The organism is Streptomyces sp. NPDC060064, assembly GCF_042736455.1.
Classification (GTDB): Bacteria; Actinomycetota; Actinomycetes; order Streptomycetales; family Streptomycetaceae; genus Streptomyces.
Map to the genome: position 1 here is coordinate 23,160 of NZ_JBHWWF010000017.1, position 10,939 is coordinate 34,098.

11 protein-coding genes are annotated in these 10,939 nt (G+C 70.3%); 3 read left to right on the forward strand and 8 right to left on the reverse strand.

Features of this window, described 5'->3' with window-relative positions:
* Positions 1–11 precede the first annotated feature (11 nt).
* From ACFWDI_RS20900 to ACFWDI_RS20935, 8 genes are read right to left on the reverse strand one after another with little or no spacing between them, the layout of a single operon-like run.
* On the reverse strand, positions 12–2,018 hold the full coding sequence (locus tag ACFWDI_RS20900) for an NADH-quinone oxidoreductase subunit L (protein ID WP_385305878.1): 2,007 nt from the start codon (positions 2,016–2,018) through the stop codon (positions 12–14).
* On the reverse strand, positions 2,015–2,404 hold the full coding sequence (nuoK, locus tag ACFWDI_RS20905; RefSeq protein WP_385305880.1) for an NADH-quinone oxidoreductase subunit NuoK: 390 nt from the start codon (positions 2,402–2,404) through the stop codon (positions 2,015–2,017). The genes ACFWDI_RS20900 and nuoK overlap by 4 nt, the downstream gene beginning before the upstream one ends.
* Entirely contained in the window at positions 2,404–2,964 is a 561-nt protein-coding gene (locus tag ACFWDI_RS20910) for an NADH-quinone oxidoreductase subunit J (RefSeq protein ID WP_385305882.1), read from the reverse strand. The genes nuoK and ACFWDI_RS20910 overlap by 1 nt, the downstream gene beginning before the upstream one ends.
* Complete coding sequence (locus tag ACFWDI_RS20915) at positions 2,961–3,629, reverse strand: NuoI/complex I 23 kDa subunit family protein (protein WP_385305883.1); 669 nt, start codon at positions 3,627–3,629, stop codon at positions 2,961–2,963. The genes ACFWDI_RS20910 and ACFWDI_RS20915 overlap by 4 nt, the downstream gene beginning before the upstream one ends.
* Entirely contained in the window at positions 3,629–4,597 is a 969-nt protein-coding gene (locus ACFWDI_RS20920) for an NADH-quinone oxidoreductase subunit H (protein WP_385305885.1), read from the reverse strand. Before ACFWDI_RS20920 ends, ACFWDI_RS20915 begins: the two co-directional genes overlap by 1 nt.
* A complete protein-coding gene (locus ACFWDI_RS20925; RefSeq protein ID WP_385305886.1) occupies positions 4,594–5,763 on the reverse strand; it encodes an NADH-quinone oxidoreductase subunit C in 1,170 nt (389 codons plus the stop codon). The genes ACFWDI_RS20920 and ACFWDI_RS20925 overlap by 4 nt, the downstream gene beginning before the upstream one ends.
* Positions 5,760–6,455: an NADH-quinone oxidoreductase subunit B gene (locus tag ACFWDI_RS20930; protein WP_385305888.1), complete on the reverse strand. Its 696-nt coding sequence runs from the start codon at positions 6,453–6,455 to the stop codon at positions 5,760–5,762. The genes ACFWDI_RS20925 and ACFWDI_RS20930 overlap by 4 nt, the downstream gene beginning before the upstream one ends.
* Positions 6,446–6,856: an NADH-quinone oxidoreductase subunit A gene (locus tag ACFWDI_RS20935; protein ID WP_385305890.1), complete on the reverse strand. Its 411-nt coding sequence runs from the start codon at positions 6,854–6,856 to the stop codon at positions 6,446–6,448. Before ACFWDI_RS20935 ends, ACFWDI_RS20930 begins: the two co-directional genes overlap by 10 nt.
* A 219-nt stretch (positions 6,857–7,075) precedes the next feature.
* Here ACFWDI_RS20935 and ACFWDI_RS20940 point away from each other — a divergent pair, with 219 nt between their 5' ends.
* The 3 genes from ACFWDI_RS20940 (at position 7,076) to ACFWDI_RS20950 (ending at position 10,728) form a co-directional block, all read left to right on the forward strand.
* A complete protein-coding gene (locus ACFWDI_RS20940) occupies positions 7,076–8,317 on the forward strand; it encodes a sensor histidine kinase (protein WP_385305891.1) in 1,242 nt (413 codons plus the stop codon).
* Positions 8,318–8,529: 212 nt separating this feature from the next.
* Positions 8,530–9,852 carry a sensor histidine kinase gene (locus ACFWDI_RS20945; RefSeq protein WP_385306084.1) on the forward strand — a complete coding sequence of 441 codons (1,323 nt, stop codon included), beginning with the start codon at positions 8,530–8,532 and terminating at the stop codon, positions 9,850–9,852.
* A 216-nt stretch (positions 9,853–10,068) separates the two neighbouring features.
* Positions 10,069–10,728 carry a LuxR C-terminal-related transcriptional regulator gene (locus ACFWDI_RS20950; RefSeq protein WP_385306086.1) on the forward strand — a complete coding sequence of 220 codons (660 nt, stop codon included), beginning with the start codon at positions 10,069–10,071 and terminating at the stop codon, positions 10,726–10,728.
* Positions 10,729–10,939 lie beyond the last annotated feature (211 nt).

Consider the following 10,939-nt stretch of genomic DNA (forward strand, 5'->3'; position numbering starts at 1 on the left):
TCGATCACGGCTCACGATCCGGCGTTGACGTTGGCAAGGACGACGGCGGCGATCGCCAGGGCGACGGAACCGGCGAGCAGCGCACCGAGGTAGGTCTGCACATTGCCGGTCTGGGCGCGGCGGACGGCGGCGCCGAGCCAGCGGGGGCCGGTGCCCGCGCCGCGTACGTACGTCTCGACGACCTCGCGGTCAAGGAAGCGGACCAGCTGGGCGGCAGCCCGGACGGGACGTACGAACAGAGCGGAGTAGACGGCGTCGACGTGGAAGCCGGCCGCGGCGTGGCGGTGGAGCGGGCCGAGCAGGAGGCGGCCAGGGTCGCTCGGATCGGGGGCCGCTGCGGGATCGCCGAAGGCAGCGGTGTGGGCGGCAATGGCCTCGGCCTCGGAAACGAACGGCGCGGCGTCCGGGTGGGCGGCGACGACACCCATGGGCGTACGGGCGGCGTCCTGCCGGAACTGCACGGCGCGCCAGGTGCCGTAGGTGATCAGTCCGCCGACGAGCGCGACACCGGTGCCGAGTACGGCGGTGGTGACGGTCGGGGTGAGGCTGTGGCCGTCGAACCAGTCGTCGATGTAGGTCAAGGTCAGCCCGAAACCGAGTGAGGGGATGGCGAGAACCCAGAGCACGGCGTTCATGGTGATGGGCTGTCGGCCGTGGTCGGGGGCTTCGGCTCCACGGCCGCGGAAGGTGAGCAGCCAGAGGCGGGTCGCGTATGCGGCGGTGAGGAGGGCGGTCAGCAGTCCGGCGACGAGCACCAGCCACCCCGCGGCCCCGGGTGCGATGTCGGTTTCGCCGAGCGCGGCGTGCTCGGCGGCCACGAGGACGGCTTCCTTGGAGAAGAAGCCGGCGAAGGGAGGGATCGCGGCGAGCGCGAGCAGGGCGACAGTCATCGTCCAGTAGGCGTCGGGAACGCGCTTCGCGAGGCCGCTCATCCGGGACATGGTGGCGAGCGAGTTGGTGCCGGAGGCATGGATGATCACGCCGGCGGCAAGGAAGAGCAGTGCCTTGAACGCTCCGTGAGACATGAGGTGGAAGACGGCGGCACCACGGTCACCGACGGCCAGGGCACCCGACATATAGCCGAGCTGGCCGATCGTCGAGTAGGCGAGGACGCGCTTGATGTCGTCCTGGGCGAGGGCCGCGAGCCCCGAGCCGACCATGGTGACCGCGGCCATCACGGCGAGGACGGTGAGAGCTGCCGCGGAGGCGGCGAAGACGGGAAGGAGCCGGGCCACGAAGTAGATACCGGCCGCGACCATCGTCGCGGCGTGGATCAGCGCGGAGACGGGAGTGGGGCCCGCCATCGCGTCGGGCAGCCAGGTGTGCAGCGGGAACTGCGCCGACTTGCCCGCCACACCCGCGAGGAGCAGCAGCGCGACGAGGGTGGGGTGCTGGATGCCACCGGCCGCGACGGAGCCGAGGATCCCGGTGATCTGGAACGTGCCGGCGTCGTCAGCGAGTGCGAACAGACCGATCAGAAAGGGGACATCGCCGAGCTTGGTGACCAGGAATGCCTTGAGGGAGGCGGCTCGTGCCTCGGGCGTCTCCCAGTAGTGGCCGACGAGGAAGTACGAGCAGATGCCCATGATCTCCCAGCCGACCAGGAGCACCATCAGGTCGCCGGAGTAGACGACGAGCAGCATCGCGGAGGTGAAGAGGGAGACGAGAGCCGCGTACGAGGGATAGCGCGGGTCGTCGCGGAGATAGCCCGTCGAGTAGATCTGCACACAGGACGCGACGACCCCGACCAGCACGGCGACGAGGACCGCGAATCCGTCGAGGTAGAGGGCGAGGTCGATCGGGACCGACCCGGTGGGGGTGAGCTGGGTCGAGGCCTCGATCGCCTTCCCCCCACCCTGGCGGATCGCGACGACGACGGCGATGGCGGCTGCGCCGAGTGTCGGCAGGACGGCCAGGGGCCGTACGAAACCGGGGGCGATGCGACCGAGCAGTAGTCCGGCAGCGGCGCCCAGGAACGGAAGGAGGGGGACGAGGACGGCGAGGGTCGTAGTGGTCACGCGGTGGCCTCCGCCTTCTTCGCCGTGGCGGTCGCGTCGGAGGCGTCGGAGGCGTCGGAGGCGTCAGGAGTGTCGTCGGGGCCCTCGGCGGTGTCGCGGAGTCTGTCGACGTCCGAGCTTCCGCGGTTGCGGTAGACCGTCAGGACGATCGCCAGGCCGATGCCGATCTCCGCGGCGGCGATGGCGATGGTGAAGAGGGTGAGTGCCTGGCCGGCGTGCAGGGTGTCGCGCAGCCAGACGTCGAAGGCGACGAGGTTGAGGTTGACGGCGTTGAGCATCAGCTCGACGGACATCAGGACAAGGATCGCGTTGCGGCGTGCGAGTACTCCGTACAGCCCCACGCTGAAGAGGAGGACGGCGAGCACGGCGGGATAGGCGAGGTGCATCAGCTCTTCCCCTCGAGGTCCTTGGCGTCCTTGCGGGACAGGACGATCGCGCCGACGAGGGCGGCGAGCAGCAGTACGGAGAGCGCCTCGAAAGGCAGTACCCAGTGCCGGAAGAGGATCTGGCCGGCCACCTGGGTGGAGCCCTGGGCCGGTCCGTCCAGGTCGATCCAGGTCGTACGGAACGCGTCCACGACCATCCAGACCAGGGAGCCCGCGGCGGCGACGGCCACGGAGAGGGCGACCCAGCGGTTTCCGGAGTCGGCGTCCGGGGAGCGGCCGATGGGGGCCTTGGTGAGCATCAGCCCGAAGAGAAGGAGGACGACCACGGAACCGACGTAGATCAGGACCTGCACCCAGGCGATGAACTCCGCCGTCAGCAGCAGGTATTCGACGGCGAGGCCGCCGAGCGCCACGACCAGCCAGAGGGCTGCGTGCACCAGCTGCTTTGTCGTGACGGCCATGACGGCCGCGCCGAGGGTGGCGAGGCCGACGAGGGCGAAGAGGATCTCGACGCCGGTCGGGGAGAGGAAGCCATGGGTTTCGGCTGCGGCGAGCATCATGCCGGGCCTCCCTCGCCCGCGGGCGGCGAGGCCGGCGGGGTGCCGTCGGACGGCGGGGTGCCGTCGGCCCCCCGGGTGGTGGTGCCGTCGGTCCGGGTCGTGCCGTCGGACGCGGCGGCCGGTGCCTCGTTGGCCTCCGCCTGCGCGGCCGCGAGCTTCTCGGCCGCCTTGCGGGCGGCGCCGAGCTCCTTCGGCTCCTCGGCGGCCGGGTCGAGCGCGGGCGGCGCGGGCACCGTCCACATCCACTCGCGGAGCTTGTCGCGTTCGTGGGTGAGCTCGCGGATGTCCGTCTCCGCGTACTCGAACTCCGGGGACCAGAACAGCGCGTCGAAAGGACAGACCTCGATGCAGATACCGCAGTACATACAGAGCGCGAAGTCGATGGCGAACCGGTCGAGGACATTGCGGCTGCGCTCGCGGCCGCCGGGGGCCGTGGCCGGGACCGTCTCCTTGTGGGAGTCGATGTAGATGCACCAGTCGGGGCACTCACGGGCGCAGAGCATGCAGACCGTGCAGTTCTCCTCGAACAGACCGATCACGCCGCGGGTGCGGGGCGGGAGTTCGGGCTGGGTGTCCGGGTACTGCGCGGTGACGGTCTTCTTCGTCATCGTCCGCAGGGTGACGGCGAGGCCCTTCGCGAGGCCGGATCCGGGGATCGGAGGCATTACTGGATCACCACCTTCACGATGCCGGTGAGGGCGATCTGGGCGAGGGCGAGCGGGACGAGTGTGGTCCAGGCGAGTTTCTGCAGCTGGTCCTCGCGCATGCGTGGATAGCTCACGCGCAGCCAGATGACGACGAAGGCGAGCACGGCCGTCTTGAGCAGGGTCCAGACCCAGCCCAGGCCGTCGGCCCCGAACGGGCCGTGCCAGCCGCCCAGGAAAAGGACGGTGGTCAGACTGCACAGGACGACGATGCCCGCGTATTCGGCAAGCAGGAACAGCGCGAAACGGAGGCCGGTGTACTCGGTATAGGCACCGAAGATGATCTCGGAGTCGGCGATCGGCATGTCGAAGGGCGGGCGCTGGAGTTCGGCGAGGCCCGCGACAAAGAAGACCAGGGCGCCCACGATCTGCCAGGGCAGCCACCACCACTCGAAGGCGTTCAGGATGCCGGGCAGCGAGACGGTGCCGGCCGCCATGGCGACGGAGGCGGCGGTCAGCAGCATCGGCAGCTCGTACGCCAGCAGCTGCGCGGCGGTACGGAGACCGCCGAGGAGGGAGAACTTATTGGCCGAAGCCCAGCCCGCCATCAGCGAGCCGAGCACCCCGACACCCATCACGGCGAGCACGAAGAAGATGCCCGCGTCGACGACCATCCCGACCGCGCCCTCGCTCGGGCCGATCGGGATCGCGACCAGTACGAGGAGGTACGGAAGGAGGGCGACGGCGGGGGCGAGTTGGAAGATCCGGCGGTCGGCGTTGGCCGGGACCACGTCCTCCTTCTGCGCGAACTTCACTCCGTCCGCGACGAGCTGGGCCCAGCCGTGGAAACCGCCCGCGTACATGGGGCCGAGGCGGCCCTGCATATGGGCCATCACCTTGTGCTCGGTCTGCCCGATGACAAGAGGAAGGACGAGGAACACGGCGAAGATGATGACCAGCCGGGTGGCGACGTCGAGAGCGTCGTTCACGCGTCTCCTCCGGGGCGTTCGGCCGAGTCGGGTGCGGATTCGTCGGTCTCGGGCGGGGTGGGTTCGGGCGAGGCGGGCTTGGTCGGGGCGGCTTCATCGGCCGCCGCGGGAGCCTCGGGTGCCAGGCCCTCGGGTGCGGGGCCCTCGGGTGCCGGGCCTTCAGGTGCCGGGCCTTCAGGTGCCGGGCCTTCAGGTGCGGGAGCCTCGGGTGCGGCTGCGTCGTCGAAGGCGGGGCGCGGCTTGTGCCAGGGGGCGTCCGAACTGCGGGTCCCCTGCGCCGACTGCGGGGAGGGCGCCTCGGGCTCGCTGGGCGCCGCGGGAGCCTCGCGCGTCGCGGGCTTGCCCTCCGTCGCCTCCGTCCCCTGCTTCTCCTCCGTCGTCGCAGTCCGCTGCGTCGCCGAGCCCTCCGACACGCTCCGGGCACGACGAGGCGTGGCCGGAGCCTCGGGAGTCGTCGGCGTCGCCTCCGGTGTCTGGGACGCCGAGCCCTCCGAGACGCTACGGGCGCGACGAGGCGGGCGGTCGCCGGTGGCGCCGGCGCCGGCCGTGCGCGCCGACCTCGCCGGGCGGGCAGCGGCCGGGGGGAGCTGACCCTTGAGGGGGCCCCATTCGTTCGGGTCCGGGACACCGGGCGGGAGCATCTGGCGGCGCTTGGGGCCGCCGTGCTCCGACTCCCCCGGCTCCTTCGCGCCCGGCCACGCCTTCACGACCCGGGCCGCCAGGACGAAGTCCTTGCGCAGCGGGTGGCCCTCGAAACCGTCCGGCAGGAGCAGCGGGACCAGGTGCGGGTGATCGGTGAAGGAGATGCCGAACATCTCGTGCGTCTCGCGCTCGTGCCAGGCGGCGCCCGCGTAGATCTCAACGGCGGACGGGAGTGCGGGGGCCTCGTGCGGGACCGTGGTGCGCACCAGCAGGCGGCGTACGCTCCGGCCCTCGAGAGACACGACATGGGCGCAGACCCGGAAGCCCGTACCCGGTTCGTCGACCGCGCTCAGCCAGTCGAAGTAGGTGCAGCCCAGCTTGTCGCGGGCGATCTCGAGCGCGGCGATCCAGGAGCCGACGGGGACGTCGACCGTCAGCAGGTCGTACGCCCGCTCGGCAGTGGTCTCCTCGCCGAAGATCTCGGCGGCGGCTTCCGGAAGGCGGTCATAGGCGGTGGTGGTCACTCGGCACTCTCCTCCGGAGCCGGAGCCGGAGCCGGAGTCGGCGCCGTGGCCGTGGCCGGGGACGGCGCGGCCGGCGGCCGCACCAGGCCGCTCTGCAGAGCAGCGGCAGAGGGACGTGCGGAGTACCGCTCGCCGAGCGACTCGCGCGCGATCTTCTCCTGCAGCATCAGGATGCCCTGCAGCAGCGCCTCGGGACGGGGCGGGCAGCCGGGCACGTACACATCGACCGGGATGATCTGGTCGACGCCCTTGGTCACGGAGTACGAATCCCAGTACGGGCCGCCGCAGTTGGAGCAGGCGCCGAAGGAGATGACGTACTTGGGCTCGGGCATCTGCTCGTACAGGCGCTTCACCGCAGGCGCCATCTTGTCCGTCACCGTGCCCGAGACGACCATCAGGTCCGCCTGACGCGGGCCGGGCGCAAAGGGGATCACGCCGAGCCGGATGAAGTCGTGGCGCGCCATCGAGGCGGCGATGAACTCGATCGCACAGCAGGCGAGCCCGAAGTTGAAGACCCAGAGGCTGTAGCGGCGCCCCCAGTTGAGGACCACCTTCATGGGTTCCGGGGCCAGGCGCGAAAGAACGCCCAGACGCTTCGGCTCCGGCAGGAGCTCCGGAGTCGCCGGAGTCGCCGGGGTCGCCGGGGTCGAAGCGATCTCCGGGTTCGAAGAGATCTCCGGGGTCACGCCCATGTCAGGACGCCCTTCTTCCATGCGTAGAGCAGTCCCACGGCCAGGAAGCCGAGGAAGATGAACATCTCCACGAGTGTCGTCGCGCCGTACCCGGCGGCGGCGAAGATCGTCGCCCACGGGAAGAGGAAGATCGAGTCGACGGCGAAGATCACGTACAGAAAGGCATAGACGTAATAGCGGACCTGGGTGTGCGCCCAGCCCTCGCCCACCGGGTCCACTCCGCATTCGTACGTCAGCAATTTCTCCGGCGTCGGCACCACAGGCCGCAGCAGCCGCCCCGCCCCGAAGGCCACGGCGACGAACAGCACGCCGATCAGCGCGAGCAGTCCGACGACCGAATAGCTCTCGAAATAGCTGGCGAAGTGGTCCGCCGCGAGCACGGCCACGGTCGGTTCCGGCACGTCCGCCCCTCGCTCCCTGACCTCGTTGGTGATCCAGGTGATCTAGGTGATCTAGGTGATCTATTCGACGATCTGTACGACGATCTATACGCACGCGAGTCTAGGCCCTGCTAAAGAGACCGTAAGCAGTCGCGTCTCGCATCGGGTGGGGTTATCCCTACTTCATCCCACCCATGCACCCCATGGCGTGCGGCGACCCGGCCCGGCAGGGTGGGGCGTATGACCGCAAGCATCACCGTTCCCGACAACGACCGGCTGCCACCCGCGCGCTTCGCCTTCGGCCGCCACAGCTGGACGGAGGTCGCGCATCTCCTCACCAATCTGCCGATCGCCCTGATCGGGTTTGTTTACGTGGCGTTCACGATCTTCACCGGCGTGGCACTGTCGGTGACGGTGATCGGTCTGCCGCTCCTCGCCCTCGGCCTCGCGGGCGCGCGCCACCTCGGCAAGGCGGAGCGGGCCCGGGCCCGCGCGCTGCTCGGCGTACGGATAGACGAGCCGAGCCCGTTGCACGGGTCCCTGCACGGATCCCAGCGCCGCGACGGACTCATCTCCTGGCTATGGGTGGGCCTGAAGGACCCGGTGGCGTGGCGGTCGGTGCTGTACTCCTTCATCCGGCTGCCCTGGGGTGTGCTGACCTTCACGATCACGCTGGTGAGCCTGTTCGTGCTCTGGCCCGTACTCCCCTTCGTCGCACGCGGACTGGCCAACGCCGACCGTGCGATGGTGCGCGGTCTGCTCTCCCCCTCCGACGAACTGGAGCGCCGTGTCGCCGAGTTGGAGTCGGACCGGGGTGTGGTCGTCGACACGGCAGCGGCGGATCTGCGCCGTATCGAGCGCGATCTGCACGACGGCGCACAGGCCCGCCTGGTCGCGCTCGCCATGGGGCTCGGTCTCGCCAAGGAGAAGCTGCTCGAGGATCCGGACGCTGCCGCCCGCATGGTGGACGAGGCGCACGGCGAGGTGAAAGTGGCCTTGCAGGAGCTGCGCGATCTGGCCCGCGGCATCCATCCCGCCGTACTGACCGACCGCGGACTGGACGCCGCGCTCTCCTCCGTCGCCTCACGCTGTACGGCCCCGGTGAAGGTGACCGTCGATCTGACGGAGCGACCGGCCGAGGCGATCGAGGGCATCGCGTACTTCACCGTCTCCGAGCTGCTCCAGAACGTCAGCAAGCACGCGCAGGCGAAGAACGTCTCGGTGGATGTCTGGCGGGCGAACGACCGGCTGCTGATCCAGGTCCAGGACGACGGACGCGGCGGTGCGTCACTGGACGGCGGTACGGGCATGGCGGGTCTGGCCGAGCGGCTGGGCGCGGTGGACGGGCTCTTCGTGCTGGACTCACCGGTCGGTGGGCCGACCGTCGTCACGGCGGAGCTGCCGTGGCGGGAGCGCGGCAGCGGCAGCGGCAGCGGCAGCGGCAGCGGCAGCGGCAGCGGCAGCGGCAGCGGCAAACGCTGACGGGGGCGGGGGGCGCGGCGCGCGGACGGGGGGGCAGCGCGGCGCGCGGGGGCGGCGCCGGGGTGCCGGGGGTGCCGGTCCGCCCCGCCCCCACATACCCCCATGGTGGGGAAAACCCCCGCCCCAAGACGGGAACCGCCCTCATGGTGTGCGGCCCACGGCCGCAGCAGCCTTGAGTCATGACAGCCCGCATCGCAGAACGGACGACATCGATGGCCACGGATTACCGACCGGAGACCCGGGACCACTTCATCCCCCCCGCGCTGCGCGCACCGCTCGAGGGCCGCACCTGGCGCGAGTTCGGCTATCTGCTGCTGAGCCTCCCGATGAGCATCGTGTTCTTCACCTTCGCGATCACCACCGTCTCGCTCGGTGCGGGGCTGCTCGTCACCTTCCTCGGGATCCCGGTCCTGGCCGCCGGTCTGGTCGGCTGCCGCGGGCTCGGCGCGCTGGAGCGCGCTCGGGCCCGCGCCCTGCTGGGCCTCGACGTCGCCGACCCCGCGCCCCTGCGCGGCAAGAAGAGCGGGCTGATGCCCTGGGTCGGTGCGGTCCTCAAGAGCGGGGCATCCTGGCGGCATCTGATCTACGCGGTGCTGCACTTCCCGTGGGCGGTCTTCGCCTTCTGCGTCTCGCTGACCTTCTGGGTGACCGGCTGGACCCTGCTGCTCTACCCGCTCTACCAATGGGTCTTCCCGGTGTACGCCGGCCAGGACGGCCTGCAGGTGTACGGCGACGGCACGCGCGACGGCACGCGCAACTTCTACCTGGACGAGCCCTTCGAACTCGCCGTGACCAGCCTGATCGGCCTGGTCCTCACGCTCGCCACCCCCTGGCTCATGCGCGGTCTGGTGAGCGTGGACCGGGTGTTGGTCGCCGGGCTCCTCGGGCCCTCCAGGCTCGCCACGCGCGTCGTCGAGCTGGAGTCGGACCGCGGCGTGGTCGTCGACACGGCGGCCGCCGATCTGCGCCGTATCGAGCGCGATCTGCACGACGGCGCACAGGCCCGCCTGGTCGCACTCGCCATGGACCTCGGTCTCGCCAAGGAGAAGCTGCTCGAGGATCCGGACGCCGCCGCCCGCATGGTGGACGAGGCGCACGGCGAGGTGAAAGTGGCCTTGCAGGAGCTGCGCGATCTGGCCCGCGGCATCCATCCCGCCGTACTGACCGACCGCGGACTGGACGCCGCGCTCTCCTCCGTCGCCTCACGCTGCACAGTCCCGGTGAGCGTGGAGGTGGACCTGCCCGCCAGGCCGGCCCCCGCCATCGAGGGCATCGCGTACTTCACCGTCTCCGAGCTGCTCCAGAACGTCAGCAAGCACGCACAGGCAGGCCGTGCCACGGTGGATGTCTGGCGCTCCCAGGACCGGCTGATGCTGCAGGTCACGGACGACGGCCGGGGCGGCGCGGACACCTCGGCCGGCACCGGCCTCGCGGGTCTGGCCGAGCGACTGGACGCCGTGGACGGAATCCTGGCCGTGGACTCACCGGTCGGTGGCCCGACGACCGTGACGGCCGAGCTTCCCTGGCGCGGCTGACCCCGAGAGCTCCTGCCCACGTCGGGGCTCCCCGGCCCGAGGTCCCGAGCCCCGGCCCCCGAGCCCCGAGCCCGAACCCCAGACTCCCCCAGACTTCGTCCGGGGGGTCCCCCACGAGGCTGAATACCCCGCAATCCGGTCCGAATACTGGGATGCTGGAAGGTGCAGGGGTGGGAAGCACATCGACATGGGGGCTGCAGGGTTGTGGAGGACAGAGTGCGGGTGGTCATCGCCGAGGACTCAGTGCTGCTTCGGGAGGGCCTGACCCGGCTGCTGACCGACCGCGGACACGATGTCGTGGCGGGCGTGGGGGACGCGGATGCGCTGATCAAGACGGTCGCCGACCTGGCCGCGGAGGACGCGCTGCCGGATGTGGTGGTCGCGGACGTGCGGATGCCGCCCACTCATACGGATGAGGGCGTACGGGCGGCGGTGCGGCTGCGCAAGGAACACCCCGGGGTCGGGGTACTGGTCCTTTCGCAGTACGTCGAGGAGCGGTACGCCACCGAGCTGCTCGCGGGCAGCAGCCGCGGCGTGGGCTATCTGCTCAAGGACCGGGTCGCCGAGGTGCGTGAGTTCGTGGACGCCGTGGTCCGGGTGGCTCGGGGCGGTACCGCGCTGGACCCCGAGGTGGTGGCGCAGCTGCTGGGCCGGAGCCGTAAGCAGGATGTGCTGGCCGGGCTCACGCCGCGCGAGCGCGAAGTCCTCGGTCTCATGGCCGAGGGCCGGACGAACTCCGCGGTCGCCAAGCAGCTCGTGGTGAGCGACGGCGCGGTCGAGAAGCATGTCAGCAATATCTTCCTGAAGCTCGGACTCTCCCCCAGTGACGGGGATCATCGGCGTGTACTGGCGGTGCTGACCTACCTGAACTCCTAATTGACTGACACTCTGTCAGATATTGAGTGGAGCGGCAGACCCAGAAACAAATAATGGACAGGGAGCGTCTTTACCCACGGACCCGGGGGGCGGAGCGGAGCATGGCAAACCAGGGCATCAGAGCGTCTCAAAAAGACGTCCGGCATATGAGCGGTCCAGGGAAGGCCACCCTTACGGACGTAGGGTGGCATTGGGACGGCCGGTGGGCCGG

Coding starts and splice junctions, on each gene's coding strand:
- nuoK (WP_385305880.1), bottom strand. CDS start 2,404: ATGCACCTCGCCTATCCCGCCGTGCTCGCCGTCCTCCTCTTCAGCGTG.
- ACFWDI_RS20910 (WP_385305882.1), bottom strand. CDS start 2,964: ATGATGCTCGCCGCAGCCGAAACCCATGGCTTCCTCTCCCCGACCGGC.
- ACFWDI_RS20940 (WP_385305891.1), top strand. CDS start 7,076: ATGACCGCAAGCATCACCGTTCCCGACAACGACCGGCTGCCACCCGCG.
- ACFWDI_RS20915 (WP_385305883.1), bottom strand. CDS start 3,629: ATGCCTCCGATCCCCGGATCCGGCCTCGCGAAGGGCCTCGCCGTCACC.
- ACFWDI_RS20930 (WP_385305888.1), bottom strand. CDS start 6,455: ATGGGCGTGACCCCGGAGATCTCTTCGAACCCGGAGATCGCTTCGACC.
- ACFWDI_RS20945 (WP_385306084.1), top strand. CDS start 8,530: ATGGCCACGGATTACCGACCGGAGACCCGGGACCACTTCATCCCCCCC.